The sequence below is a fragment of the Halobacteriovorax vibrionivorans genome (assembly GCF_003346865.1).
Classification (GTDB): Bacteria; Bdellovibrionota; Bacteriovoracia; order Bacteriovoracales; family Bacteriovoracaceae; genus Halobacteriovorax_A; species Halobacteriovorax_A vibrionivorans.
The window spans coordinates 841,300-867,242 of record NZ_QDKL01000001.1; the positions used below are offsets into that span (position 1 = coordinate 841,300).

General features: G+C 35.6%; 28 protein-coding genes and 1 tRNA gene. 18 read left to right on the forward strand and 11 right to left on the reverse strand.

Annotated features, from left to right (window positions below; all coding sequences use genetic code 11):
- Window positions 1-4: 4 nt before the first annotated feature.
- Entirely contained in the window at window positions 5-301 is a 297-nt protein-coding gene (locus tag DAY19_RS04100; RefSeq protein WP_114705903.1) for a hypothetical protein, read from the forward strand.
- Here DAY19_RS04100 and DAY19_RS04105 read toward each other — a convergent pair.
- The 4 genes from DAY19_RS04105 to xseB all read right to left on the reverse strand — a co-directional run bounded on the left by DAY19_RS04105 (window position 298) and on the right by xseB (window position 4,994).
- Window positions 298-1,185, reverse strand: a complete 888-nt coding sequence (locus tag DAY19_RS04105) for a TonB family protein (RefSeq protein WP_133296878.1) — start codon at window positions 1,183-1,185, stop codon at window positions 298-300. The two genes, DAY19_RS04100 and DAY19_RS04105, sit on opposite strands and share 4 nt — an antisense overlap.
- A gap of 83 nt (window positions 1,186-1,268) precedes the next feature.
- Entirely contained in the window at window positions 1,269-4,016 is a 2,748-nt protein-coding gene (locus DAY19_RS04110) for a penicillin-binding protein 1A (RefSeq protein WP_114705905.1), read from the reverse strand.
- The gene (locus DAY19_RS04115; RefSeq protein ID WP_114705906.1) at window positions 4,013-4,792 is read right to left on the reverse strand and encodes a hypothetical protein; all 780 of its coding nucleotides are present in this window, start codon (window positions 4,790-4,792) and stop codon (window positions 4,013-4,015) included. Before DAY19_RS04115 ends, DAY19_RS04110 begins: the two co-directional genes overlap by 4 nt.
- Complete coding sequence (gene xseB / locus DAY19_RS04120; RefSeq protein ID WP_162929716.1) at window positions 4,785-4,994, reverse strand: exodeoxyribonuclease VII small subunit; 210 nt, start codon at window positions 4,992-4,994, stop codon at window positions 4,785-4,787. The genes DAY19_RS04115 and xseB overlap by 8 nt, the downstream gene beginning before the upstream one ends.
- Before the next feature lie 182 nt (window positions 4,995-5,176).
- Here xseB and flgF point away from each other — a divergent pair, with 182 nt between their 5' ends.
- The 12 genes from flgF (at window position 5,177) to fliW (ending at window position 14,367) form a co-directional block, all read left to right on the forward strand.
- A complete protein-coding gene (flgF, locus tag DAY19_RS04125; RefSeq protein WP_114705907.1) occupies window positions 5,177-5,962 on the forward strand; it encodes a flagellar basal-body rod protein FlgF in 786 nt (261 codons plus the stop codon).
- A 6-nt stretch (window positions 5,963-5,968) separates the two neighbouring features.
- Entirely contained in the window at window positions 5,969-6,814 is an 846-nt protein-coding gene (flgG, locus tag DAY19_RS04130) for a flagellar basal-body rod protein FlgG (RefSeq protein WP_233500235.1), read from the forward strand.
- An 18-nt stretch (window positions 6,815-6,832) separates the two neighbouring features.
- Complete coding sequence (flgA, locus tag DAY19_RS04135; protein WP_114705908.1) at window positions 6,833-7,684, forward strand: flagellar basal body P-ring formation chaperone FlgA; 852 nt, start codon at window positions 6,833-6,835, stop codon at window positions 7,682-7,684.
- Window positions 7,681-8,439: a flagellar basal body L-ring protein FlgH gene (locus tag DAY19_RS04140; RefSeq protein ID WP_114705909.1), complete on the forward strand. Its 759-nt coding sequence runs from the start codon at window positions 7,681-7,683 to the stop codon at window positions 8,437-8,439. Before flgA ends, DAY19_RS04140 begins: the two co-directional genes overlap by 4 nt.
- A 3-nt stretch (window positions 8,440-8,442) precedes the next feature.
- Window positions 8,443-9,447, forward strand: coding sequence for a flagellar basal body P-ring protein FlgI (locus tag DAY19_RS04145; protein WP_114705910.1), 1,005 nt, complete (start codon window positions 8,443-8,445; stop codon window positions 9,445-9,447).
- A 130-nt stretch (window positions 9,448-9,577) separates the two neighbouring features.
- Window positions 9,578-10,033 (forward strand): hypothetical protein, encoded by a 456-nt coding sequence (locus DAY19_RS04150; RefSeq protein ID WP_114705911.1) that lies wholly within the window; start codon window positions 9,578-9,580, stop codon window positions 10,031-10,033.
- The gene (gene flgM, locus DAY19_RS04155) at window positions 10,026-10,358 is read left to right on the forward strand and encodes a flagellar biosynthesis anti-sigma factor FlgM (RefSeq protein ID WP_114705912.1); all 333 of its coding nucleotides are present in this window, start codon (window positions 10,026-10,028) and stop codon (window positions 10,356-10,358) included. Before DAY19_RS04150 ends, flgM begins: the two co-directional genes overlap by 8 nt.
- Entirely contained in the window at window positions 10,358-10,861 is a 504-nt protein-coding gene (flgN, locus tag DAY19_RS04160; protein ID WP_114705913.1) for a flagellar export chaperone FlgN, read from the forward strand. The genes flgM and flgN overlap by 1 nt, the downstream gene beginning before the upstream one ends.
- Window positions 10,862-10,873: 12 nt before the next feature.
- Window positions 10,874-12,340, forward strand: coding sequence for a flagellar hook-associated protein FlgK (flgK, locus tag DAY19_RS04165; protein ID WP_114705914.1), 1,467 nt, complete (start codon window positions 10,874-10,876; stop codon window positions 12,338-12,340).
- 15 nt (window positions 12,341-12,355) lie between these two features.
- The gene (gene flgL / locus DAY19_RS04170) at window positions 12,356-13,390 is read left to right on the forward strand and encodes a flagellar hook-associated protein FlgL (protein ID WP_114705915.1); all 1,035 of its coding nucleotides are present in this window, start codon (window positions 12,356-12,358) and stop codon (window positions 13,388-13,390) included.
- Between the two features lie 115 nt (window positions 13,391-13,505).
- Window positions 13,506-13,739, forward strand: coding sequence for a carbon storage regulator CsrA (gene csrA, locus DAY19_RS04175; protein ID WP_114705916.1), 234 nt, complete (start codon window positions 13,506-13,508; stop codon window positions 13,737-13,739).
- Between the two features lie 79 nt (window positions 13,740-13,818).
- On the forward strand, window positions 13,819-14,367 hold the full coding sequence (gene fliW / locus DAY19_RS04180) for a flagellar assembly protein FliW (protein ID WP_158536778.1): 549 nt from the start codon (window positions 13,819-13,821) through the stop codon (window positions 14,365-14,367).
- Window positions 14,368-14,446: 79 nt separating this feature from the next.
- Here the strand turns inward: fliW and DAY19_RS04185 are convergent, their stop codons facing one another.
- From DAY19_RS04185 to DAY19_RS04205, 5 genes are read right to left on the reverse strand one after another with little or no spacing between them, the layout of a single operon-like run.
- Window positions 14,447-15,178, reverse strand: a complete 732-nt coding sequence (locus DAY19_RS04185; RefSeq protein ID WP_114705918.1) for a tetratricopeptide repeat protein — start codon at window positions 15,176-15,178, stop codon at window positions 14,447-14,449.
- Between the two features lie 12 nt (window positions 15,179-15,190).
- The gene (locus tag DAY19_RS04190) at window positions 15,191-15,931 is read right to left on the reverse strand and encodes an outer membrane protein assembly factor BamD (protein WP_158536779.1); all 741 of its coding nucleotides are present in this window, start codon (window positions 15,929-15,931) and stop codon (window positions 15,191-15,193) included.
- Window positions 15,932-15,985: 54 nt separating this feature from the next.
- Complete coding sequence (locus tag DAY19_RS04195) at window positions 15,986-17,035, reverse strand: AI-2E family transporter (protein WP_114705920.1); 1,050 nt, start codon at window positions 17,033-17,035, stop codon at window positions 15,986-15,988.
- Window positions 17,007-17,609, reverse strand: coding sequence for a cyclic nucleotide-binding domain-containing protein (locus DAY19_RS04200; RefSeq protein ID WP_114705921.1), 603 nt, complete (start codon window positions 17,607-17,609; stop codon window positions 17,007-17,009). The genes DAY19_RS04195 and DAY19_RS04200 overlap by 29 nt, the downstream gene beginning before the upstream one ends.
- A 9-nt stretch (window positions 17,610-17,618) precedes the next feature.
- Window positions 17,619-18,266 (reverse strand): tetratricopeptide repeat protein, encoded by a 648-nt coding sequence (locus DAY19_RS04205; RefSeq protein ID WP_114705922.1) that lies wholly within the window; start codon window positions 18,264-18,266, stop codon window positions 17,619-17,621.
- An 82-nt stretch (window positions 18,267-18,348) separates the two neighbouring features.
- Here DAY19_RS04205 and DAY19_RS04210 point away from each other — a divergent pair, with 82 nt between their 5' ends.
- Genes DAY19_RS04210 through DAY19_RS04220 form a run of 3 tightly spaced genes read left to right on the forward strand, consistent with a single transcriptional unit; the run spans window position 18,349 to window position 22,254 of the window.
- Complete coding sequence (locus tag DAY19_RS04210; RefSeq protein WP_114705923.1) at window positions 18,349-19,716, forward strand: aminotransferase class III-fold pyridoxal phosphate-dependent enzyme; 1,368 nt, start codon at window positions 18,349-18,351, stop codon at window positions 19,714-19,716.
- 11 nt (window positions 19,717-19,727) lie between these two features.
- Window positions 19,728-20,729: an arginine N-succinyltransferase gene (locus DAY19_RS04215; RefSeq protein WP_114705924.1), complete on the forward strand. Its 1,002-nt coding sequence runs from the start codon at window positions 19,728-19,730 to the stop codon at window positions 20,727-20,729.
- Between the two features lie 10 nt (window positions 20,730-20,739).
- Window positions 20,740-22,254: an aldehyde dehydrogenase family protein gene (locus DAY19_RS04220; protein WP_114705925.1), complete on the forward strand. Its 1,515-nt coding sequence runs from the start codon at window positions 20,740-20,742 to the stop codon at window positions 22,252-22,254.
- Here DAY19_RS04220 and DAY19_RS04225 read toward each other — a convergent pair.
- Window positions 22,251-22,775 (reverse strand): hypothetical protein, encoded by a 525-nt coding sequence (locus DAY19_RS04225; RefSeq protein ID WP_133296879.1) that lies wholly within the window; start codon window positions 22,773-22,775, stop codon window positions 22,251-22,253. The two genes, DAY19_RS04220 and DAY19_RS04225, sit on opposite strands and share 4 nt — an antisense overlap.
- 180 nt (window positions 22,776-22,955) lie before the next feature.
- On the opposite strand from DAY19_RS04225, the gene DAY19_RS04230 reads away from it, so the two are divergent.
- Window positions 22,956-23,030, forward strand: a tRNA-Asn gene (locus DAY19_RS04230).
- A gap of 19 nt (window positions 23,031-23,049) precedes the next feature.
- Window positions 23,050-24,357 (forward strand): aKG-HExxH-type peptide beta-hydroxylase, encoded by a 1,308-nt coding sequence (locus tag DAY19_RS04235; protein ID WP_114705927.1) that lies wholly within the window; start codon window positions 23,050-23,052, stop codon window positions 24,355-24,357.
- Here the strand turns inward: DAY19_RS04235 and DAY19_RS04240 are convergent.
- Window positions 24,354-25,886 carry a CDC27 family protein gene (locus DAY19_RS04240; RefSeq protein ID WP_114705928.1) on the reverse strand — a complete coding sequence of 511 codons (1,533 nt, stop codon included), beginning with the start codon at window positions 25,884-25,886 and terminating at the stop codon, window positions 24,354-24,356. The genes DAY19_RS04235 and DAY19_RS04240 overlap by 4 nt on opposite strands.
- Window positions 25,887-25,943: the final 57 nt, after the last annotated feature.

Sequence of the window (25,943 nt, forward strand, 5' to 3'; positions counted from 1 at the left end):
TTAAATGCACAATAATCAAGAATCTATTCAGCTAATCAACACAGCAATCATTAAGGGTAAAGAAAGAAAGATCGATACTACTTATGAGGATAGATTAAGTCAGGCTTGCAACTCTTCAGCAATCGCAGCGATTTCAAATGCAATTGAACAATTAGCAGAAACTGATCGTATCTCTTACGATCAAGCAGCTATTAAAATTGTGGAAACTATCAAAGAGCTTGATCAAGTTTGGACTGACTATGTTCTTATGGAAGGTATCAACAATATCAAGAAAATGCTTAAAGGAAATACAAAGCACTAGTTCTTTGTAACGGCAAATCCCCAGTCAATATTTGCGAAACCATTTTTCACCATTCCAGCTGGTGGATTTGGAAAAGGTCCTGCTTTATTAAAGGATTCAACCGCTGCATCATCTAGGTCTTTTACTCCAGACGAGCCTTGAACAATAACATTAACAATGTGACCTTTTTCATTTAAAACAACGCGCACATTTGTTAGAAATTTACTTCCTGCTGGGCCTCTGCGGTTTTGACGATAGATCGCCTCCATCTTCTCTCTTAAAGTGCTACCCCAATGCTGCTCTAGTTGTTGCTTTATTCGAAAGTAGAAACCGTAATACTTATACTCTGTTGTATTTAGCTTAGTGATATCCCCTAATTTGATATCTTCTAAATGGTCATTTGAGCTAGCAATCCCGCGACTATTCTCTGCGCCTGTTTTTGTACCTTTAACTAGGTTTTGATCTTTTTCTAAAGAAGTATTTTGCGATACTGCAAAGTCTTGAAAACTAATACGTCCTGTTTTTGACTTCGTTAACTTTCTCTTATTTTGCTTCTTGGCTTTCTTCCCTTGAGCCTTTTGGTCAACTTTAGCATTACCAAGGCCCCCAAGATTAAAAGAATCCACAACTTTTGCCTTCGTCTCTCGGTCAACTTTATTATTAGTTTCACTAAGAAACTTGGCCTTATCAGCGAGTTCTTGGTTGGCCTTTGCTGTAGTGACAATCTGTCGGGCCTTATTATTTAACTTAAGACGAATGCGCTGAGGCTCTTTCTTATCGAGCTTAGGCAGAGAGATCATACTCAGAGAAGTCATTTTGGAAGGCATCATCACAAGATGCACAAGTAGCGATGCAGCGATCGCTAGATAGATATAAGTTCTGTGTTTTTTATGAACTAATTCCAAAAAAGGCTCCGAGAAGATGCGCTTTATGCGCTCTTACTATGTCTTCTCGGATAAAATAGCGGAATATTTACGACAAATTTTAATTAATTGTTAAAGAAATCGTCATCTTCTAGGATCGCTCCAGATTCCTGACTATTTTCCTCTTTTTTAAAGTAGTTATTCTTTGAATTTGAACCTGGCTCTGTTCCCTCAACAAAACTTTCCAAAAACTTAGGCCCTGATCCAGTTGCAAGCTCACCAGTTTTCTTATCAATAGAAACATTTACGATTCCAGGAGGCATTTGGAAATCACGCTCACCATAGATTTGAATTGAGCGCTTCATGTATTCATTCCAAATAGGAAGAGAAGCTTTTGTTCCCGTTTCTGGCCAACCCATAGATCGATTGTCATCCATCCCTGTCCAAACACCAGTTACAATATTTTGAGAGAAACCAAGAAACCATGCATCCACATAACTACTTGTGGTTCCAGTCTTACCACCTATAAATTGACTTGTACTAAGTGCTCGACGTCCAGTTCCGTAATGCACGACACCCTTTAAGAGATTCGTCATAATATAGGCCAGACGTGGGTCATAGACTTGTTCTTCATTTAAATTTAATAGATATGGATTAACGGCTTCTTTTTCAAATTCATTATGTTCTTTTCCATTTTCATTTTTTTCACGAACATTTTCTGGACGATTTTCATCCTTTGACTCTCTTGCTAACTTTTCAAGCTCAAGCTTTGATTGAGTCGCAAAATCATCTTGAAAGAAGTACTCCTTACCATTTCGATCTGTAATTGAAATAATCGACTTTGGTAGAACCTTCTTTCCACCATTTGGAAAGATTGAATATGCTCGAATCATTTCAAGTAATGTTACTCCAAATGATCCTAAAGATATTGAAAGATCATTTGGCATATCAGCATGAAAATCAATACGATCTAAGAAGTTAAAGATTTTATCCATCCCTAAATCAAGGGCCAACTTAATTGTTGGTATATTACGACTATGTTCAAGAGCTTCCCTTAAGGTCATAGGCCCTTTAAACTTACCATCATAATTTCTCGGCTTCCAATTTAACTCTTGATTAGCACCACCAAGGGCCTCCGGTGTGTCGAGAATGATTGTATTAGGAAGGTAACCATTTTCTAAAGCAGCGGCAAAGAGAAGAGGCTTAAATGCAGAACCTGGCTGACGCTTTGATTGTAAGGCACGATTAAACTCACTCTTATCAAAGTCTACACCTCCGGACATTGAAACAACTTCACCAGTGAATGGATTTAAACTCATCAGTGCTGCTTGAACCTCAGGCTCCTGTTCTAGAGCACACATCAAATAGTTTTGATCCTTTAGGTGCTTATAATCCTTCATGCGTCTAAAATCATCACGATATGTTTTATAAATTGTATTCTCTAGCTTAGTACTAAAATCAGTGATGCGAACTTGGATAACGTCACCCTTTTTAAGGATCGTATTTGGATTTTTAACATATCCCCAATATTTAACATTATCAGTAATCGCTCTTTCGTGCGCCCAACGATAGTGATGATAAGGTATTACGCCAGTTATCCCACCGACAGAAATAATTATATTTCTCATACGGCTATCAAGACGAAGAACGACAGCTTTATAAAGCTTGTCTTTTTCTAAGTATTTAAGAAGTTGGTCTTCACTATTATAACCAGTGTAAAACCGTGAAGAATATAGTTTAGACATCTGTTCCTGAGTAAACTCTTTAAGAACCTCTAGCTCATCTTCTTGCATTTGAATTTCATATTCTCTTTCATTATCTTCAGTCAGAGTAAAGTAATTAGACTTATCTTTATAAAGGTCCTTTCTAAACTTTTCGATATATTCATCTAGCTTTTCAAGATCGATATGACCAACAGGACCTTTATATCCTTGTCTCTTATCAATTTCTTTCGCCCCTTCTAAAATACTTTCTTCGGCAGTTTTTTGAAGTTCGTAATTAAGAGTCGTTTGAACTGTAAACCCATTAGTTAAGAAGTTCTCCTCACCAACGATATCAATTGCTTGACGACGTACCCAATCAGTAAAATAGCCAGCTAAAAAAGGACTATTCTTACGTAGTTGATATTTAATCTTTTCTTGTAAAGCTTCTTGATATTCTTCTTTTGTAATTTTCTTATTAGCAAACATCCTACCTAGAACATAGGCTTGTCTTGTTTTTGCATGTTGAGGATTTCGATAAGGAGAATACTTTCCAGGAGCAACTAAAAGTCCAGCAATAAGAGCGGACTCTGCGACTGTGGCTTCACTTAATTCCTTATTAAAGTAACCTTCAAAAGCAGATTTAATTCCATAATATCCTCCACCTAGATACACTTGATTAAGATATAAATAGAGAATCTCTTTCTTATTAAAACGTTTCTCAATTTTTTGTGCCAAAAGAAAGTCTTTTATCTTACGAGTTATTGACCTTTCTGAAGTTAAAAGAAGTGATTTTGCGACCTGCTGAGTAATCGTTGAACCACCTTGAACAACACGTCCGGCCTTGATATTGGCAACAAATGCACGAAGAACACCGACGTAATCAACACCTTCGTGTTCGTAGAAGTTTGAGTCCTCTGCTGATAAAAAAGCATCAACAACTCTTGGCGGGATATCATCAAACTCAACTAACTCTCGGTTTTGTTTCCCTATATTATAAAGTATCACACCATCCTTAGATAATATCTTTGATTTAATTGGTGGATTATAATCTGCAAGGCTACTGATTTTTGGCAGTGTAAATGAAAAGTACACTAAGACAGAAAAGCAAGCGAGTCCTCCAATCAAAACTAGAAAGGACATTAAGACGACTAATCGTTTAAAATATTTCATAAATTCTCTTTTATTATTTCACACTTCTTAACTAAGCTGTAATTTTGCTTTGGCATATTGATTTGAACCATTTTACCATTTATATGATTTTTAGAAACCGATAACTTTTTATCATATGAGAAGAAAAAAACTTTATTTGCAATTAAAGGTGAACCCTTTGTTACATCGACTTTATAAGCACCGTTCATAATTAATTTATTCAATTTAATATTATTTCTTATATTGCTATCGATATCACCTTTAGTATCAAAGGAAATTGTTTTATCTTTCGGCTTTGCAAGATAGAGGGCCACCGTTGAGCGCTTAATCGCTCTCTTAGAAAGAGAAAGCTCTTCGAGCATATCATCAATATCCTCTTTATCTTTAAGTCTGAAGAATTTCCACTTAACAAGTTCAGGCTTCTTAGTCTGGGAAAAGAGGGCGGCCACAACAGCAGACTTCCCTAGGCCAGCTACAAAATTAATTTTCACATCACTCTTTAGTAAACAAGAAACGTAGTCCATCACATCGGTATTATAAGATGAATTTGGACCGATAATAATTCCAGCAGTCTGAATTCTTTCAACCTCTTCAACAACGCTTTCTCTTGCAACTTGTCCTGGGCCGTATTCCGTATAAGAGGACTTCTCATCTACATCTGGAACAACCTGCTGATCATCGGTATCAACGGAGATGGTAACAACTCTATCCTCACTAGTTGCGCGCTCCTTTGTTTGGCATGTATTACTTAATAAAAGTAAGACAAGAAATGTTAAGATGAAATTTATCTTATTCAATCTCTTTTTCTTCCAGCTTATCTGTGAGTTCTAGAACTTTTTTCTCAACTTTTTCAAGGTAGCCTTTACTATCAGTATATAGTTTCACTCCCTCTTCAAAGTTCTTTAAGCTATCGTCTAAAGTTAACTCACCAGACTCAAGCCCATGAACTAGTTCCTCTAATCTTTGTAGGTTTTTTTCAATATCAATCTTCTTGGCCATATTTCACCGTGTCATTTTTTCAACATTAATAGATCTTCAATGACATAATATTCCCATACTTTACGTATTCTTTAAATAAAAATGCGTAATAATGGACACTTACATCATGGGTCAATTTTACCTATGTAGGTAATTTGGCACCTCGGTTGATATAGTAGAAGAAGAATTTGCCAGGAGGGCAGATGAAAGAATTATGGGTACCGCTATCCGGTGCAATCGCACAACAACAGAAAGTTGATACAATTGCCAATAATGTTGCAAATGCCAACACGCCAGGCTTTAAAAAAGATCAACTCGCATTCAAAGAGTATCTAACGGCCCTCGATAAAGGGACGCAGGATATCGACTTGCCTAATAAAGAATGGGCGCCAGAAGACTTCTACCGTAGTTATGGAGCAGAACATGCAATGGTAAAAGTAGATGGCTCATATACAAACTTTAAGCAAGGAACGCTCTCTCCTACAAGTAATCCACTCGATATTGGACTACGAGGAAAGGGATTTCTAACCATCGATACTCCAAAAGGTATTCGCTATACACGAAGAGGCACTCTTTCATTACGACAAGATGGAATCCTAACGACACAAGAAGGATATCCTGTCATTGGCCGTGATGATAATGAGCCAATTGCAATCCCACCTGGGACAAAGAATATTACCATCGCATTAGATGGAGCAGTTTATGCCAATAATAATCAAGTTGGTGCACTTAATATTGCTGAATTCAATGATATTCATGCCCTAAGGAAAGAGGGGAACTCATTATTTGTGAATAATAATGAGGGCAATCTAAAAGAACAAACAAACACATCAATCCATCAAGGCTTTGTGGAACAATCAAATGTTAATGCTGTATCTGAAATGTCAGACCTTATTAAGGCACACAGACATTTCGATTCAATTCAAAAAGCAATTAAAACTTATGATTCAATTAGCTCTAAAGCAGTTAATGAGATGATTAAATTCTGAGGTAATATGAAGAACTTTATACTATTTATTACATTTCTATTCATGGCCCGTTACTCATTTGGAATGATGAAGGCACTCGATATTTCAGCAACAGGTATGGCCACACAAGAGATGCACGTTAATACGATATCTAACAACGTGGCAAACCTAAATACAATTGGCTATAAGAAACAAAGAGCTGAATCTCAAGAGCTTATGTATGAAACGATCAAGGAAGCTGGATCGAGATCAGATGCTAATTCTAACTACACTATTGGTGTACAAGTTGGTTCTGGCTCTAAGATCAGTGGAGTAAGAAAAGTATTTTCTGCTGGTGCTCCTAAAGTAACAAATAACCCATTTGATCTTATGATCAATGGTGATGGCTTTTTCGGCATTATTAAACCAAATGGAGAACTTCGTTTTACTAGAGATGGTGCTTTTAATGTAAATGCTCAAGGACAACTAGTTACAAAAGAAGGCTATCAAGTATTTCCTGGAATAACATTTCCTCCAGGTGTTGCAAGCGTCAGCATTGGAAATGACGGAACATGTGAAGCCTACTTTACAGGACAAGTTGAACCACAAAACGTAGGACAAATTCCAGTTTTTACATTCGTAAATAATCCGGGACTACACTCTGACGGAAATAACCTTTATCGCCAAACAACGGCCAGTGGACAACCGATCCAAGGAATTGCAGGCGTAAACAATACAGGATCACTACAACAAGGTGCCCTAGAGATGGCAAATGTTAGTCTTATGAATGAGATGACTGATCTAATCAAGGCACAAAGAGCATATGAAATGAACTCTAAAGTAATGGGTGTTGCTGACCAAATGCTACAAACAGTTAATAACATCACAAGGTAATAAGGTTAATACGAAAAGATGATTAAAAAATTAATTATACCATTCTTATTCACTTCATTAACAAGCTCGATGACAAGTGCTTGTAAAGTATCATTTGCTGATAAAGTATATCGTGTAAACAACGCAAGAGTGACATTCACTCAACAAGGTTGTAACCGCAGTCAGATTGAAATCTTAAATGAAATCCTTCAAGAAGTGACTGGAAACTTAAACCTTCATCATAGTCGTGAGCTAGCGCAAAATCAGATTCAATTAATGACTAAAGAAACGGTTTTTGTAAGTCTTGAAGACAGTATAAAAAATCAATTTTCGATACCTCATAACTGGAAAGTAGAATTCCACTCAAGAAAACCTCTCGAATCTATTTCTGTAGATCGACTAACTTCATTAGAGTTTGCATGTAATCAATGTAAAAAGCTCGGAAGGAATAAAGTTAAAATCACATATGACAACAAAATAAAATGGCTAGATATAGAAGTAAAGAAACCTGTAAAAGCTGTTGTTGCAACTAATGAGATAAACTTAAGTTACAAGTCTATTGATAAAAACAATGTAAAGAAGAAAACAATTTATACAACAGATGAAAAAGCAGTTTTTAAAAACATCGAAGAGATTCCATTTTATAAATCAAATAAAGTGATCTCTCCGGGTGAAGTAATTAAAAAGAGAGACCTCACTCCAATAAACTTAGTATCTTTTGGTGTGCCAGTTAAAGTCACACTTATAAATAACGGAATTAAATTATCAGGGACAGGTACGCCATTATCTGTTGGTAAGCTAGAAGACTTTATTAAAGTTAAAAATGTGAAAACCAACAAAGTGTATACAGCAAAGGTCGTCGGTCTCAACGAAGTAAAGGTTGAATTATGAGATTGTATTTATTATTAGTTTTTTCATTGATGACTACTTCATGTGCTAACTACATCAGTAAAATGTACACAGAACTTGATGGGCCACAAAGAAGACAGGTAGAGCAACAACGTCGTGCAAATGCAGATAGTAAATTTGACCAATATCGCAGATCGAGAAGAAGTGCAGATGCACCACAAGACAGAAGAAGTCTTACTTCAACGACTCGAGCAAATGTACAACCCCAGGTTAAAAGACAATATTCTAAAACAGTAAGTCCTCGAGTTACTGCAAGTAATTTTTATGACAATAGAAATGATGGAAGCCTTTGGGCCGGTGACGGTAACGAGAATTACCTTTTCACAAAAAATAAATGGAAAAGAAATGGAGACATTATTTTAGTTAATGTTCAAACACGTTTAAAAAATGAAATTACAATGGAATTAAAACGTGCTTTTCCACCAATTCCTAAACTTGGCGCAACACCGAATAAAGAAGGTGAACAACAGGCTGGACAACAACAAGCTGCCGCTGAAGGTGCTGGCGATGATGAAGACAAAAGCGCAGACAGCAAGATTCACGATAAGATCTCTGGGGTTATTGTAGAAGAAATCAGTCGTGATCACCTATTAGTACGTGGTCAGAAAAATGTATTATTTAAAAATCGTAAACACTTAATTGAGCTACAGGCACTCATCTCTCGTAAAGATATTAATGAAGATGACACTGTAAATTCGACAAAGTTCTTAGAAAGCTCTGTTACAGTATTGAGGTAATAAATGTTTAAAAAGCTAATTTTTGGATTAATTCTTCTTTCATTTGGAACGCATGTCGATGCAAAGATGAGTCGATTAAAGGACCTTGTCGATGTGAAGGGTGTTCGTAAAAACCCTATCGTTGGGTACGGACTTGTTGTCGGTCTAAATGGAACTGGAGATGGTGGTGGAGAAATTACTAATACATCACTAAAGCGTATGTTTCAAAAGCTTGGACTGAATCCACAAAATGAAATCAGCTCAAAAAATGTCGCAGCAGTTATTGTAACAGCGCAATTGCCATCATTTAGCCGTGTCGGTCAAAAAATAGATGTAACGATCTCTTCAATTGGAGATGCTTCATCACTAGCTGGGGGGACTCTTTTAATCACTCCACTAAAAGGTGGTGATGGAAATGTTTACGCTGTAGCAAATGGCCCGATCTCTATCGGTGGCCTTGATAAGGGAAAGAAGTTTGCAACAACTGGCCTAATTCCACACGGTGCCACAGTAGAGCGTGAACTGAAGTTAAATTTCGACAAAAAGAAGTCATTACGTCTTGCTCTAAAAAACCCAGACTTTACGACAGCTGCTCGAATTGAAAAAACAATCAACCAAGAACTTGGTGGAAAATATGCAATAGCAAAAGACTCAAATACTGTGGATATCATCATCCCTATTCAGTATCAGAGAAAAATAGTTCAGCTTCTAGCAATCATTGAGAATTTTCGAGTTCACACTGATCGCATTGCAAAAATCATCATCAATGAACGCACTGGTACAATTGTTGCCGGCGGAGATATTGCTGTAAAACCTGTAGCGATCTCACACGGCGGGCTAAATATCCAAGTAAATAACCAGGATAAAGAAGGCACGCCTGAAAATGTAAAATTTGTGGATAAGTCCACAACGCTTAATGAATTAGTGAAGAGCTTAAATGCTCTTGGTGCAACACCGGAAGACCTTATTTCGATATTTCAAGCACTTAAGCGAAATGGTGCTCTAATTGGAGAAATTGAGTTAATTTAAGTTTGCATGTCAAATAGCATTTTTTACCATTTTTTAAGGCCCGGTATAAAAAACCTTAAAAAAATGTTAAAATAATTAATGTTAATGGGCTTTTCGAGGATTGAATGGCCAGAAACTCAGGATGAGTTATATGAATGAAGTAAAAATTCATCGACCTCAAATTCAAAATAGAAATGCAATGAATAATGCATCTAATTCTATTCGTCCTGAAGAATCTGAAAAGTACATTCCCGAAGAGATCAAAAGTGCAGCACAAGGGCTAGAAGCACAGTTTAACGAGTTAATGGTTAAAGAAATGACAAAGAACCTAAACGCAGGCGTTCAAGGTACAGCTGGAAATTTCTACAAAGGACTATTAACTAGCGAAAGGGCCAAAGCACTTGTGAATGAGGATAGCCAAATACAGAAATTAATTTTGAATGAGATTTATCCTAAACACATGAGGAATTCTCAAAATTATCAAAACTATTTGGACAATAAGAATAAGTACGCACAACACAATATTAAAATGGATGAAGGGCCAACTCAACCCTCACAGGAAGTCGCAATAAAGCGCAAAAACCAAATTGGAGTAAAGTATGAGTAGTGTACAGAATACGAGATCTAGTTTCTTCCCAAACTCAAGAACTCAAAATGAGCGAGCTCAGGATGTTCAGAAACAATCTCCAATTAAAAGGAATTCAACAGCTCAAAAGGCATATATCGACAACCAAACAAGTCGTGATGCTAAGGTAACGATTCCAGAAGCTGTAAAGGACTTTGCACAAATTAAAAAAGCCGTCGATGCGGCTCCAGAAATGGATAATAGCGCCAAGATCGCAGCCCTAAAGGCACAGATTCAAGGTGGAACTTATAAAATGGACTATGAAAAAATGGCCGACAAAATACTCGGTGAGGAATTTGGAGTCTAATGAAAACACAACTTGCAAAATATTATTTTCAAATTACAGATATTTGGAAGTCGCAATGTGAGCTTCACTATAAGCTTTTCGACCTTACATGTGATGAGTATGCATTATTACTTGAAAGCGATCTAGAAAAATTAGAAGAGAAAGTTGCTCAAAAAGCATTAATCGTTTCTGAAATAGAAAAGAACGAGTACTTACGCAATGATATTCTTGCAACGATAAAAAAAGATTACAAAGAGCTTGAAGTAAACTCTATCAATGACCTACTCGACTTCTTTGCAAAGTTTGAAGCGGAAAAAGAAGGAAAGCATCTCTATCGTTTTAATGCTCTACTCGTTGATATTATTGAAAAGATTCAGGCGCAAAATAAGAAGAATCAATTATTTATTAATAAAGCACTCAGCTCTCTTCGCGAGATCAGGGAAAGTGCCATGGGTACAAAAACTGTATCTACATATAATGCAAAAGGAATGACTCAGGAGAGATCTCTTGGGCGCAATCCATAGCACGGAGAAAATTTGTCATCACGCCTTTTAAACATTGGGAATACGGGACTATCAGCTTCAAAGAAAGCTCTTGAAGTTACGTCTCACAATATTTCAAATGCGAATACTGAAGGGTATTCACGTCAACGCGTGCATCAACAAGCAAATACTCCACTAATTAAGGATGGACTTGTAACAGGTAGTGGTACTCGCATTAGAGATATCAATCGTGTCCATGATAAATTTGTTGAAAAGAAATTAAGAGACGCAAATACTGACAAGTCTTATTACGATAATAGATCCCAACAAATGGGTCGTATCGAAGACATCTTCAATGAAATCGATAATCAAGGTCTGAATCAGATCTTAAACAACTTCTTCAACTCATTTAGAGATCTTGCAAATCAACCAGAAAATGAAACGGTACGATCTGTTGTTCGCGATAAGGCACAACTTATTGTTAAAGACTTTCGTCGAATTGCTGAAACTCTCGACGAAATCTCGAGAAGTATCGATGACAAAATTTCTTTAAATATCAAAGATGCTAATCAGCATATTGAAACAATTGGTCAGCTAAATCGTAAGATTCGTGAACTAGAAGCAAATGGTGACGAAACCGGAGATATGCGAGATCAACGAGATCTTGCAATTAAAGAACTATCTAAAATTGTTAAGATCCATACTTATGAAGATGAACGTGGAAATTATAACGTTCAAGCACCAGGAGTTGGGACACTCGTAACAGCTGCCCAAACTCAAACACTTGGAACATACGTCTTTGGAAAAGAAGACTCAACAAGTGGTCAAGATGGTTCTGTTGAAGTTTTTTGGGCTTCAAGATCTGGTCAACAAATTACTGAAAAATTTAAAGGTGGATCACTTGGTGCAGTCATCAAGGTAAGAAACCACGATATTAAAGCACTAAGAGAAAAACTCGATCAAACAGCTTTTGAATTTATGAATTATGTTAATGCAATTCACAGAAGAGGATTTGTTAATCGAGAGATTCAAACTGATGCCCAAGGAAATCCGGTTACAGTTGATTCTAAAGGGCCGACAACTGGATTAAATTTCTTTAAGGAGCCAACTCAGATTGAAGGTGCGGCGCTTAGACTTGATTTAAGTGATGCCATTAAGTCTGACGTTTCAAATATTGCAACGGCACTTTCTCCAAATAGTCCCGGGGATAACCGTGTCGCAATTGCTATCTCTAAGCTTCAACACGAAAGACTTATGGGAGACGGTACAGCAACGATTGAAGAGGACTACCTAAAGACTGTCGGGAATGTCGGTTTAGAAACAGGAAAAGCAAAGCTAGACGCTGAACAATCGGAAGGCTTACTTGCACAGGCAAACTCTATTCGAGAAAGAATCAGTGGTGTTTCAATTGATGAAGAAGCGGCAAATATGATCAAGTATCAGCACGCTTACGAAGCAGCAGCTAAAGTAATGCAAACTGCAAATGAAATGTTTGATACTGTTTTATCAATTAAGCAGTAATTAGGAATATAAGTAATGACAAGAGTGTCTGAAAATTCAACGACTTTATCAATTAGGCATACGCTTAATAAGCATAAGTCTAAGATGGAAGACCTTCAAATGAAGGGGACAACTCTTAAAAGCATGCGTAAGCCATCAGACAATCCAGCTGCAAATATTGAAGCATTACAAATATCAAGTGTTACAAATGATAATGCTCAATTTAAAAGAAATGCAGACTTTGCAATACTCCAATTAAATATTACAGAAAAAGCATTAGAGAATTTAACTGATGTTGTTAATAAGGCAAAAGAAATTGCAATCGCTCAATCATCAGATATTTATAATGCCGATGTAAGACGAAATGTTGCAAACGAAGTACACCAATTACGTAATCTTGCATTATCCATCGCCAATAAGCGAGTTGGTCAACGCTATATCTTTTCAGGATATAAGACACTGCAAGCTCCGTTTGATGAAAATGGTAAATATCTTGGTGATACAGGTCACACAACGTTAGAAGTTGGAAAAGACTTCTTTGTTCAGGTTAATCTTCATGGGAAAGAAGTTTTTATGGCCGAGTCTGAATCAGACTCTAAAGTAAAACATCCTCTTGAGAAGTTTCCTGAAATGGCCGCAGGAAAAGATAGAAATAAAAATAGAGAAATTGAATCAGTTGAAGCAAATAATCGTGACATCGCATCAGTTGGTGAAGATGCTGGTAAATATACTGAGACGGCCAATATATTTGGACTACTCGACTCCCTTGCCATTTCATTAGAAAATAATGATCCAAAGCAAATTCAAAACTTACTTGAAAAATTTGATACGGCCATTACACGTCTTGTAACTTTAAGAACAAGAGTTGGTTCTGTTTCAAGTTCAGTTATGAGTAATGTGAACACAATTGAAGCAAACGATATTAGCAATATGGAAAGAAAGAGTAAGCTCGTCGATGCAGATGTAACTGAATTATTCTCAGACATCACGCGTCAACAAGAGATCTTAAAAACAGCATATAAAACATCCGAGGGGCTCTTAAATAGAAACCTCTTAGACTTTCTGCGATAACACGCTGCTGCTACTTTTTTTTTATTTAGTTGATTTTTTACTTGATTTTTAAAGTTTTGAATAATATATGAACTCTACCTGATGAATCAGGAAGGTTCAAAATTGAGGATGTGAAATGCTGGTTTTAACAAGGAAGCTAGGGGAAAGTATTGCTATAGACGATCATATTAAGATCGTTGTCGTACAAATTAAAGGTAAACAAGTTCGTCTTGGAATCAAGGCCCCGAAGGAAACAAAAATTCACCGAGAAGAGGTCTACAAGGCCATTCAAGAGCAAAATTATGAAGCTTCTCAGGCTGGACCAGATAGTCTTAACGATCTCGCAGACGCCCTGCGCAACAAGAAATAAATTCCGCTTGCTCTTTTGCCCCTACGACTGTTAAAATCTGTTATCAAGTTCTGAAACTTGAATTCGGAGGAACGACACAGTGAAAGTAAGCACAACACGATTTGGGGAATTAGAAGTTAATAAAAAAGATATCATCAAATTTGATGAAGGTATTCTTGGGTTTGAAAACCTTAAAGAATTCTTTGTTGTTGATCCAGGTGATCAAACACTTATTCTTTGGCTACAATCAGTAGATGATGGAGCAACAGCTTTCCCAATCATTGAACCAAAAATCTTTAAAGAAGATTATTCTATCAGCCTATTACCAGCTGAATTAAATAGCCTTAAGCTAGAGAACCTCACAAACGCAAGCGTTTATACAATCCTAACAATTCCTTCGGATGTAACGCTTATGTCGGCTAACTTAAAGGCACCAATCATTATTAATAACGACACTCACAAAGCACGTCAGATTGTACTTCAAGATAATAAACTAGAAGTAAAATTTGAAATGTATGCGGCCCTGAAGAAGTCGATTGTTAATTTTCATTCTGATGATTCTGTTCGTACAAATGTTAATGTTTCAAATGAGCCAACTGTTGTTGAGCAAAGTGAAACAACAAATACAGAACGTACAGCAGAAGCTTAATTTAAATTTTCCAAATTTATATATAAAAAAAGCACCATGTATATGGTGCTTTTTTATTTTAAAATTTCTTTTTTATTTCTTATAAAGTAGTTTCTGTAGCATTCTTAGCAAAGTTTAAATACATTTGTGCTTCATTATTAAGAGGATCAACAGATACAACTTTTTCCCATTCAGAAGTAGCATTTAAAACATCACCTTTTCCATAGTGTAGAACACCAAGAGCAATACGACCTGGAAGATAGTCAGGTCTTTCATTCTTAAGCTTTGAAAGTTCTTCAAATGACTTATTAACAAAGCCTTTCTTAGCATAGACTTTTGCAATCTTTACTCTGGCTTCTAAATTTTCTGGATCAAGCTTTAATACTTTTCCGTATTCAAATAGAGCTTCATCAAAACGATTATATGTTAGATATAAATCAGCTAACTCATAGTGCTTAATCGCAAATTTACGATCAATATGATTATCATTAAGCTCAGAGCTCTTAGAGTTAACCTTAACCTTTTGTGAAGCAACCTGAAAGATCTTACTTGCTTCTTCATATTGTCCAATATCATTATAGAGAACCGATAAGCTAACAGCTGCATCTGTGTGATCTGGCCTTACTTCTAAAACTTTTTTGAAAGCTTTAATGGCCTTAGAGATCTCACCCGTTAAATGAAAAATATTAGCAATTGAAAAAAGAGCATCAGCATCTTTTGGATCAATATCTAAGAGTTCATTATAAATTGATATCGCTTTATTAAATTCACGATTATCAAAAGCAACCTTGGCCTTCTTAGATAATTTCTCTTGTTCAAATGACTTCATCATAATTGGCGTCCCCTATCTTAAGCACTCTTTTACATCACTTTTTAAGTTAGAAAGATCACCATCTTTATATAAGTAGCGATAATTTTTAAAAACTAACTCACAAAGCTCTGGCCTTGCACTTTTTAAACCAATTGTTACCAAACGATCACTGGCAAGTTTTTTAACTTTATCATCATTGAATCGATTCAATAAATTCTTATAGCGAAAAGCCGCTGATTGAAAGTCTTCCGTTTTATAATAGAAGTTGGCAATGTATAGCTCTTTATCTTTTAGCATCTTATAACATTCATCAATTTTATCCTTAGCATCTTTTAGATACTTTGAATTGGGATATAAACTTCTTAGTTCATTAAAATATTTAATGGCCTGTTTAGCGGCAGTAAGATCGCGATCAAATGTTGATGGCTTCTGTTTATAGTAGGCTTCTGCAATCTTAAAAGTTACATAATCCATTCTTGGATGTTTTGGATGAAAGTCCTTAAACAAAAGATATGCAGCAGCAGATTCCTCATAGTTTTCCTGTAAATATAGGATGTCTGCCTGCATTAACTCAGCAGAGGTTGCATAGTAACTATATGGATATTGAGATTTAATTGTATTTAATTTTTCAAGCGCCATAATATAACGCTCTGATTCTTTAAGCCTTGTGGCCTCTTTAAATAAAACCTCTGCCTCAGTACTACCTTTTGGTCGATTTACTGCGCAGGAAGTCAAAACAAGAATAGAAAATAATAATGTAAGATACTTAAGCACTTGGCCCCCTATATATAGGGAAATTCTAGCACTTAACAATAATACCCGTCAAAGCTAATAGCCTTCTTCGTAAACATCTTTAAGAACTTGATCAATTAATAGCTTAATTGCGGCCGCTAATGGAATTGAAATAATCATTCCCGTAATTCCAATCATTTGAGAGCCAAGAATAACACTCCCTACAACAACAACTGGGTGGAGGTTAACGATTTTTGAAACAAGTAATGGAAAGACAATTGCGATATCAATGGCATTGGCAACAAGATAGAGGATTAAAACACCACCAAAGTCTGTGCCCATTCCGTATTCGGCGGCAATAAAGATTAATGCAGGAACAGAGCCAAATAATGGGCCTAGATAAGGGATAATATTAGTAACTGCTGCAAGGATTCCAAAGATCAGAGAAAAGCGGATATCCATAAAGAATAGGCCCGCAAAAATTATGATCCCTAAAATACTGGCCTCAATAACCTTAGCCAGAATATAATCACCAATACGACGGTTAAATTGAAATGAGAGATGATAAAGCTTTTCAAAGTACTTATTAGGTAAAAGTCTTGTGACCTTCTCTCTGAATGTTCTCATATCTCTTAATGTAAAAAAGAGAAATAAAGGCACAATAAAAAACAATTCCAGTGCCGTACCAAGAAACTTTGGCAGTACCAAAACAAAAGCACTGATCTCATCTTTTACAAAGTTCAAGGTTTGTAAAAGGTACTCATTACTTAAACGATAGCCAGACCTTGCTTCAACAAATGCCTGCAAAGATGAGTAGCTTGTTTTTAGGAAATATTCTACTTTTGGAATATAAACTTCTAAATTGTTTAATTCACTCACCATTATTGGAGTAACCTTTACCACTGGATAAATTGTAGCAAATAGAAAGATGACAACAAGGATGGCCGAGGAAAGGTTTCGATTTATATGATAACGTTCAATAAATAATAATATTGGATTTAGAATCAGAGTTAGAATGTAGCAAATTAAAAGAGGCGTTGCGACTCTAGGAAATAGAAAAAACAGGCCCATGCAACAGAGGATAAATAATCCAAAAATTATGGCCCTTAGACGATCATTACTGGTCATTTTTTTCTTTCTCTTCATTTAGTGCATTTACTTCATCATTCAAATCAGAGTTCTCAACCTTAAGTTTTCTAATTTCTCTTGCAAGAATATGTAACTTCTTTACAACTAGCTCACTCATTGCTTGGAGGAATTTAGAAGAGAGTCCCGGCTTTTCTGTAATCATTAGCTCGAGATCAGGTTTAAAAATTCCCAGCATCTCAAGTGGCTCTGAAGCAACTGCAGACACAGAACGCTTATGACCTTCTTCAAGTAGACCAATCTCTCCCAGGTAGTCCCTTCTTTCAAGATTAGTTACATGAAACTTCTTTCCACTTCGCTCTGTATAAAGTTCAACACGACCAGAGACAATGATGTAGAAGCCAATTCCAAAGTCACCTTCTTTGAAGATAACCTCACCTTTTTCATATGTTCTTTTGTGAAAGTATTTTGAAAGTTGAAATAATTCAAATTCACCGAGATTTCTTAAGATAACAGTTTCTCTTAGCAGATATGGGATGGTTACCTTATTGCTTTTAATAAGAGGATTAATCGACCACAAAAACTTTATTAAGTTAATATCGATTTGATCTTCTTTAGAATACTTCTCAGTCATAAATTACCTTTAATAAGTTTCAATGGAATCGGACTTAACCCAACCCTTAACGCTACTTGGCCAATAAATAAAAGACCATCCCTCATTCACCTTAGAGATAATCACTCTAAGTCCTTCACGTGCCTGCTGGTTATGTTCAAAAATTGCAGAAGGTCCTTCATGGACTTGCGTATCTTTCATCACAACAGCATTATTATATGTTGCTTTCAAATAGATGCTATTGAAAATAGCAGGACTGAGTGAAACGATAAATAAAATAAAAATAATACCTTTATGAATTTTAGTTCTCCAATTTAAAACTAAAACAATCAAAAGTAGTACCAAGGTAATACTAGTATAATAAACACTTGGTATATCAAGGCCTTTGGCAACAAGATTATACTCCTGACTACCTAAGTCATATTGAGTCTTAATATAGTCGATATTATTGGTTACAAGCTTATCTTGCTGACCTAGCTGATATGACTTTTCAAGATAAAGTCTGGCCGCTCCAAGGTCTTCTAATTTCAAGTACGCGGTGCCCAAATTATAAAAATACTGGGCATCGATAAATAGACTTTTATTTTTAATCAGAAGATCTTTATAAGCTTCATAATCTTTATTTTTATAAAGTTCTTCCAATTCTTTTAGTGGATTTCCTGTGTTAGTATCTGGCATAAATTTATTATCTATTTGGCTTGTAGCCTTTGCAAGTGAGTGATAATTCTACCACATAAAAAAAGTAAAAAAGAGGTGAGTTATGGAATACGGCGTTAGAAACAATGAAATAAATGATCAATTTGATAAGCTATTCTCTTCAATTCTTAAAGAGCAGAAGAATTTTATGGAAGTTCGTGGGCCACAAGAAGGAAAAGAGCATCTAGTTGAAGAAACTTTAAAAGCTTATAATCAAGAAAGAGGTAAAGGTATCTACTTTAACTATGTTTCATCTGGACGCGGACACGGGCCATTCACTGAGTTAATTGACGGTTCAGTAAAGTATGACTTAATCGGCGGTATTGGTCCTAACCTACTTGGTCACTCACATCCTATCTATATTAAGTCACACCTTGAGGCAGCTCTTGGTGACTCAGTTATGTGTGGAAATCTTCAACCATATCCACAAGCAATCGAATTAACAAATAATCTACTTAGTGCAGTTAAAGAAAGTAACCTGAAGCACTTTTGGTTTACAGGTTCAGGTAGTTTTGCAAATGATCTAGCTCTTAAGCTTGTTTGGCAAAAGAAAGATCCTGCTTATCGTGTGATTGCTTTCAAGAAAGCTTTTGCAGGTAGAAGTGTTGCTACTCAGGATATCACTCATAATGCTAATTACCGTCAAGGGATGCCTAAGTCTTTAGATGTTGATCACGTTCCACATTTTGATCAAAACAACCCTGAGGACTCATTAAAGAATACACTAGCGGCACTTGAGGAAGTTACAGCGAAACACCCAAATCAGCACTGTGCAATTATGCTTGAAATTATTCAAGGTGAAGGTGGGTTTATCTTTGGACCAAAAGAATATTACGAAGAAATTTTTAAGTGGGCCAAGAAGAAAGGTTTATATATTTGGATTGATGAAGTTCAAACATTTGGTAGAACAAGAGAATTATTTGCATTCCAAACAATGGGCCTAGATAAGTATGTCGATATTGTTTCTGTAGGAAAGGCCCTACAAGTTTGTGGTGTCCTTTATAGTGAAGAATTAAACCCTAAGCCTGGTTTAATTGCAGGTACTTTCAATGGATCTGTTTCAGCACTTTCAACAGGAAGTAAACTTATTAAGTATCTAACAGAAGGTAATTTCTACGGAGATAATGGACGTATCAAAGAATTAGAAGATAAGTTCATCACAAAGCTTACTCACTTAATGAAGAACTCTTGTAAAGACAAGATGACTTATGTTGGTGGTATTGGAACAATGATAGCTTTTGAAGTCGGTGACTCAACAACTGAAACCGTTTCAAAATTTGTTAAGGCTCTATTTAATAACGGAATCGTTGCCTTTATGGCCGGTAAAGAACCAACGCGAGTTAGACTACTTCTGCCTCTTGCTATGACTGATGAGCATATTGATGACATCATTTCTATAATTGAAAAAACAATCTTAGAAGAAATAAATTAGGGAAAGAAAAAATGTTTCGAATAAGACCTGTTAAAAAAGAAGACTTAGAAGATTTATATGATCTTTCGGGATTATATACTTTTATTAACTTACCTCATGATAAGGAGTTAATCGAAAGTAAGATCAATAGTTCTCTTCGCTCTTTTAAACAAATGAGTTCTGATCTTTCACGAGATCATTATATTTTTGTGCTAGAAGACCTTGAGGCAAATAGAGTTATCGGCTGCTCTATGATTCACGCACGTCATGGTGATGAACATGAGCCTCATTTTTATTTGAAAGTTGGACAAGAAAATAAATTTTCCCAAACAATAAATACAGGTTTCATACACGGAACCCTAAAGCTTGGCTACGATACAGATGGGCCTACAGAAATTGGTGGCCTTATCCTTGATCCAAGTTATCGAGGCAATCCTAATAAACTAGGAAAGGTTCTTTCATTTTGTCGTTTCATGTATATGGGATTAAATCCTCATCGTTTTAAGGACACTGTTCACTCTGAACTAATGCCCCCATTCGATGCCGATGGAAAATCTCCACTATGGGAAGCAATTGGTAGACGATTTCTAAATATGGAATATCATGATGCCGATATCTTAAGTCGTAAGAATAAAGAATTCATTCTAAGCCTCTTCCCTTCAGGAACAATTTACGAAACCCTACTTCCAATTGAAGCGAGAAATGCCGTTGGAAAAGTTGGACTTGATACAGAACCAGTAAAGAGAATGCTTGAATCAATTGGTTTTAAGTATACAAATGAAGTGGATCCATTTGATGGTGGTCCACACTATCGCTGTAAGCTAAAAGACATTAAGCCTGTTCAAACAATCCAAAAAGCAAAGATAGAGCAAGGAAGTTGTAATCATCCAAAACTTTACCTTGTTATGACAAATGAAGAAAACTTTGAGGTAATCTGTCTCAAAGGTGAACTCAATAATGATATACTTACTGTCGACAACATTTCACAATATAAACTTGATCAAGGTCAAGACGTCACAGTGATGGCAATATAAGGAGATATTTATGTATCAACTAAAAGGCTCATTTTTTAATAATAACTTTGTGCAATTTGATAATACTGTAGATAAGCGAACAGATCGTACGATTTCAAGAGAGTGTCCAAGTGATACTTCTAAGATCCTTTGGAACCTACAAGTAAATTATTCTCATATCGATGAGTTAATTGATTCTGCTCACAAAGGATTTCAAACTTGGCGCAATACTTCCATTGAAGAAAGAATTGAAGCATTAAAAAGGTACCAAGAAGCACTTAAAGGTAAGCAAGAACAAATTGCTACTGCCATCGCCCTTGAAGTAGGAAAGCCTCTATGGGAGGCCCGTACAGAAGCGGCTGCTCTTATTGCAAAAGTTAATGTAACGATTGAATCTTCCCTGCCTCGTATTCAGACAAAAGATATGCAAAACATTGCGCCAAATACAAACGCGCATATTTACTATAAGCCAGTTGGCCCAAGCTTTATTATTGGCCCATTCAATTTCCCATGCCACCTTGCAAACGGACAAATCACAGCGAATCTTATCTCTGGGAACTCAATTATTTTCAAGCCTAGTGAGAAGACATGTTATTCAGCACAGCTAATGTTTGAATGTCTTGCAGAAGCAAAGTTTCCAATGGGTGTTGTTAACCTTATTCAAGGTGATGGTGAAGTCGCCAGAAGAATCATCAAAGATAAAAGAGTTAAGGGTATCTTCTTTACTGGTTCAAAAGAAGTTGGTCAAAAGATTCTAGAGTCAACTCACACAGACTTATCAAAACTTGTCTCACTTGAACTTGGTGGAAAAAATACTTCAATCATCACAGAAAGTGCAGATATTGATTATACGCTAGAAGAAATTCTAACAGGCTCGTATTTAACGACTGGTCAACGTTGTACCTCAACTGGTCTCGTTGCAATTCATAGTTCAATTAAAGATGAATTCATTAGTCGCTTTCATGATATGGCAAAGAAGATTATTGTTGATCATGCAACAGAACATGAAGTTGAACCTTTCATGGGCCCTTTAATCGATCAAGCCTCTCTTGATCAATACCTACTCTTTATGGGAATGGCAAAAAGAGAAGGACTTGAAGAAGTTATGCGTGGGAAGCAATTAGAGCGTGCGACAAATGGTTACTATGTCTCACCTTCAATTCATTACGCAGATAAGCTAATTCCAAATAGCCATTTCCTTGCAAATGAAATTTTTGGTCCAAACTGTACCTTTGTAAGTTATGACGATTTTGATGAGGCCATCAATATTGCCAACTCTACAGAGTATGGACTAGCAGCTTCAGTCTTCACTAAAGATGCTGCAAAATTTCAACATGCAGTTAATAATATTGATGCGGGACTTGTTAACCTAAACCGCGCAACTGTTGGAGCAAATTCAAAGCTTCCTTTTGGTGGCGTTAAAAACTCTGGTAATTATCGACCTGCCGCTGTTTCGACAGTTGATCATTGTGTTTATCAACTAGCAACATTAGAAATTGAAGAAACTAGTGCAAAAGGAAATATTAAAGGATTAAAAGAAGATTAATAATGTTTCTTATTTACAAGAACGCCGGTCGAAGAGTTCTGTGAAAGGTCTCTTCGATTTTTGCGTTCTTGTTCTAAATCAACAACAGAGTTTTTTGCATATAAATCGAGAACTTCCTTCCCTTTTATTTTTGTATAAACATTCTTAAAGCGCTCTTTTTCATTAATGATAAAAGTTGTAGTCTCAACAGGCTTGGCACCTGGGTGAACTTTATGTGATTCGAATTTTACCTTAGTTATAAAGTTATTAATGAATTGATGAACTCTATGTCCAGTGAAGACCTCACCTTGATCAAGGCCATCAATAGTTAGATCTGCAACAGCTTCCTCTTGTCCCGGGAAAGGAATAATCTTGGCCATTCCAGAAGGCGTATAAGTAATTTCCTGCCCTTGATTATGACTAATTAAGAGATTAGTTAACGTATCCTTTGCATCCATATCACCGAAGGTTGTTAAATCAGTAACTTCTTCTGGAGTTATGATACGTAGTAAATGTCTAATAAGGTTTGATTGTTCCATCATTTCCTATATTTTACACCAAAGTCTGACTCAACTTATCGGCTTTTCAAAAAAAAAAATTAGCAAATTTAATTGAGATACAATAATTTCAAACACTTAACTCATTGATAAATAATTTTCCCATAAAAGAAAATATTTACAATTTAAAAAAATAGGATTATAAAATTAACTACTTAAGATTGCTGGGATGTGGCGCAGCGGTAGCGCAGTAGACTGTTAATCTATTGGTCGCGAGTTCGAATCTCGCCATCCCAGCCATTTTTCATACCGAAACTCCATGAAACAATTCAATCAATTCATTCAAAATAATAACTCTTTCAAAGAGTCTTATTTAGAAACACTTGCACTTTATCGTGAAGATGCATCTAGTGATGTAGAAGAGAGCAATGAGTATTTGTCTCAAAGATTTCAAGACTTCTATAAAGAGGCCATCTTTTCAACTAAACTCGACTCATATTCAAACTTAAATTTTTACTGGTTTAATCTGATAGAAGCATTAATTGAGATCATTTCTTACCATTCAGAATTTGAAGTAGGCCAAGACTACGAAATGAGTGAATCAGAAGATGCTATATTTAATTTCTGGCACGATAGCAATCTTGCAAAGTCTTTTTTGAATTCACTTAGTGAGACAAAAGACCTCTTAGCTGAATCAAAAAAGCTTGTTCATATTTTAGAAGATAATATTATTTCATTTTTTAAAATACATATCCTAGAAGAAGTCGACCAAGAGCTGCGCTATTTGAATGTACCTGAGCTTGGTGATGACAATATATCAGTATATCAAAACGGTAACCGTATACTATTTGATAAACTAGAAGATAAAGTCCTTGCTCATATCAATGAAAATTCTAAAAACAAGCACGCTCTAAGTACGAAGATCGATGACTTAACTATAATCTTCTACTCCGACCTTGAAGATTCATCATCTTTAATGACAGAGAAAATAGCAAAGGCTTACGAAAGATTAAGAAAGTATACTCCTGATTTATTTGAGGTATTTAAAACTTTTACGAATAATATTATACCGATTAAAGAAAAGGGAATTGTCAGCTACTCAATGCAAACACTTCCAGGATACTCATCAATCAATACATTTGACCGTGATGATATAGATCTAATGGATGACCTTCTTCATGAAAATGGACACCATGTTCTAAATAGCTATTTAAATCAGAATGAGCTCTTAGAGGAGCTTGAAGAAAAAATCTATTATAGCCCTTGGCGTAGGGCCTTAAGGCCAATTAGAGGTATATACCACGCTTATATGACCTTTTATTGGGCCCTTGAACTATTCTCATCGCTTTCAAAACAAACAGAACACGACTTCACAGAGAATGAATTTAAAAAAATACAAGAGAGAGCAATTGAAGAATATTATATGCTCGTATTTTGTGAACTTGATTTAGAGAAGGCTTATAAAGAAGAGATTATTTCAACTGAAGGCCATGAAATCTATCTTGTTTTTAAAGAAATGGTTGCCTCACACCGTAATCATATTTTGAATCTAGAAAAAAAGATAAACTCTGACTCAATTGAGAATATTAAAAACGAGTTACTAGCTGCAAGAAGTGAGTATTACTAAACCTTCCTTAAAACCTTAGACTTAATTGTTTGCATCTCATTTGCAGGCATAAGCTCTCCTTGAGAAGTTGCAATCGGTATTCCTTTTTCAATTACTTCTAAGCATTGCTCATATTTCTCTTCACTAAAGAGTATTTTTGACTTTAGTAAGTAGGCTACAGAATATTTAGGATTTTCATTTAATACTACTTCTAAATGCTTTAGTGCCTTTTCAAATTTTTCATTATTAAAATGAATATCAGCTAATCCAAAGTTTGCAACAACATCATTTTCATCAATGGCCAAAACCTTATTAAACATTTCAAAACGACGGGCACGTTCTTCTTTTTCCGCTCTTTCTTGTTCCTCTTTCGCTTTCTTCGCTTTAGCTTCATCACCGAAACGCTTGAAAGAAGCAACTGTTGCAAGGGCCTTTTCTTCCTCGGCCTCTTCTATTTTTCCAAGCTTCATTAAATATAAGGATTTATTGGTATGTGCCATAACAGAGCTTTCATCAACCGCTAATAACTCATCCATAACATCAATGGCCATCTGGTGTTCTCCGCTATTTCCAAGAATAACTCCTTTAGACTCATATGCATCTGCGTATAAAGGATTGAAACTAATAACTTGATCTAACAAGCTTAAAGATTCAGTAATCTTATTTTTATGAAAGAGATTAACGGCCTTATTATAATAGTATTCACTAATCTCTTCTTTTATATTTTCTTTAGCAAGTACAGGATATGTATTAATTTTGATTAAATCATCTTGGTATGAAACCTCAAGATTATTAATTAATAGCTCCCTTGGCGCTTTTGCTACAGAAAAGTGAGTTTCACCAATCTTACAACGATTAAGTATCTCTACCTTTTTATCATTTAGACTAACCTCATCAGCTAGTTCTTTATTTGAAGTTAATAACACTGGATAACGAGCGGCACCTCTTCGACTTTCAATTTTTGATGCGGTTTCTTGTCCAAGAAAACATCCTTTATTATAACTAATTGCAAATTCATTTAAGCGCGTTTCATTAATTAATTTAGTGCGATCAATTGTTTTATCTAATATAGGCCATGCTGTTAAGACTTCTAAGAAGTTCACATAATCTTTCTTGTCTAATTTCTCATCAACAAGACCGATATAGCCTACACCATCAAATAGATCCATTGTAACGAAGTCATTTCCCTTCCTCGTTGAAAGGCATGGAAGCTTTTGAGTTTTCTCAATCGTTATATCTTCCATGATGATAAACTTCTCTAACTCTTCAATTGTTTCTTCAGAAATTTTCTCATCGACAGCAAGATAAAAACCATCATTATTATGAATTAAATAGAAAAAAGAAAACACACGTCCTGTACGATCAAGGCGACATGCAATTGTCGCAGCATTATCAAGGCCACTTATATCAGCAGTAATTTGCCTTTGTAGATACTCTCGAGTTTCCTCACCTTTGAACTTGTAAACAACATAATTATTTAACGTAAATTGGTTATCGTTAAAGAAGAATTCAAACATTACATCTTTAATAATCTCTTGATTGTTTTCCATATCGTTAACCTACTTTACTAATTACAATATTAACTAAACTCTACTAGGCATTTTTTA

Excerpts from the sequence above, each read along its gene's own strand:
- DAY19_RS04220 (WP_114705925.1), top strand. The coding sequence starts at position 20,740 with ATGTATCAACTAAAAGGCTCATTTTTTAATAATAACTTTGTGCAATTT.
- xseB (WP_162929716.1), bottom strand. The coding sequence starts at position 4,994 with ATGGCCAAGAAGATTGATATTGAAAAAAACCTACAAAGATTAGAGGAA.
- DAY19_RS04145 (WP_114705910.1), top strand. The coding sequence starts at position 8,443 with ATGTTTAAAAAGCTAATTTTTGGATTAATTCTTCTTTCATTTGGAACG.
- flgM (WP_114705912.1), top strand. The coding sequence starts at position 10,026 with ATGAGTAGTGTACAGAATACGAGATCTAGTTTCTTCCCAAACTCAAGA.
- DAY19_RS04110 (WP_114705905.1), bottom strand. The coding sequence starts at position 4,016 with ATGAAATATTTTAAACGATTAGTCGTCTTAATGTCCTTTCTAGTTTTG.
- DAY19_RS04100 (WP_114705903.1), top strand. The coding sequence starts at position 5 with ATGCACAATAATCAAGAATCTATTCAGCTAATCAACACAGCAATCATT.
- flgL (WP_114705915.1), top strand. The coding sequence starts at position 12,356 with ATGACAAGAGTGTCTGAAAATTCAACGACTTTATCAATTAGGCATACG.
- flgN (WP_114705913.1), top strand. The coding sequence starts at position 10,358 with ATGAAAACACAACTTGCAAAATATTATTTTCAAATTACAGATATTTGG.
- flgF (WP_114705907.1), top strand. The coding sequence starts at position 5,177 with ATGAAAGAATTATGGGTACCGCTATCCGGTGCAATCGCACAACAACAG.
- DAY19_RS04210 (WP_114705923.1), top strand. The coding sequence starts at position 18,349 with ATGGAATACGGCGTTAGAAACAATGAAATAAATGATCAATTTGATAAG.
- DAY19_RS04235 (WP_114705927.1), top strand. The coding sequence starts at position 23,050 with ATGAAACAATTCAATCAATTCATTCAAAATAATAACTCTTTCAAAGAG.
- DAY19_RS04150 (WP_114705911.1), top strand. The coding sequence starts at position 9,578 with ATGAATGAAGTAAAAATTCATCGACCTCAAATTCAAAATAGAAATGCA.
- flgG (WP_233500235.1), top strand. The coding sequence starts at position 5,969 with ATGAAGAACTTTATACTATTTATTACATTTCTATTCATGGCCCGTTAC.
- DAY19_RS04215 (WP_114705924.1), top strand. The coding sequence starts at position 19,728 with ATGTTTCGAATAAGACCTGTTAAAAAAGAAGACTTAGAAGATTTATAT.
- flgA (WP_114705908.1), top strand. The coding sequence starts at position 6,833 with ATGATTAAAAAATTAATTATACCATTCTTATTCACTTCATTAACAAGC.
- DAY19_RS04205 (WP_114705922.1), bottom strand. The coding sequence starts at position 18,266 with ATGCCAGATACTAACACAGGAAATCCACTAAAAGAATTGGAAGAACTT.
- DAY19_RS04240 (WP_114705928.1), bottom strand. The coding sequence starts at position 25,886 with ATGGAAAACAATCAAGAGATTATTAAAGATGTAATGTTTGAATTCTTC.
- csrA (WP_114705916.1), top strand. The coding sequence starts at position 13,506 with ATGCTGGTTTTAACAAGGAAGCTAGGGGAAAGTATTGCTATAGACGAT.
- DAY19_RS04185 (WP_114705918.1), bottom strand. The coding sequence starts at position 15,178 with ATGATGAAGTCATTTGAACAAGAGAAATTATCTAAGAAGGCCAAGGTT.
- DAY19_RS04225 (WP_133296879.1), bottom strand. The coding sequence starts at position 22,775 with ATGATGGAACAATCAAACCTTATTAGACATTTACTACGTATCATAACT.
- DAY19_RS04195 (WP_114705920.1), bottom strand. The coding sequence starts at position 17,035 with ATGAAGAGAAAGAAAAAAATGACCAGTAATGATCGTCTAAGGGCCATA.
- DAY19_RS04200 (WP_114705921.1), bottom strand. The coding sequence starts at position 17,609 with ATGACTGAGAAGTATTCTAAAGAAGATCAAATCGATATTAACTTAATA.
- DAY19_RS04140 (WP_114705909.1), top strand. The coding sequence starts at position 7,681 with ATGAGATTGTATTTATTATTAGTTTTTTCATTGATGACTACTTCATGT.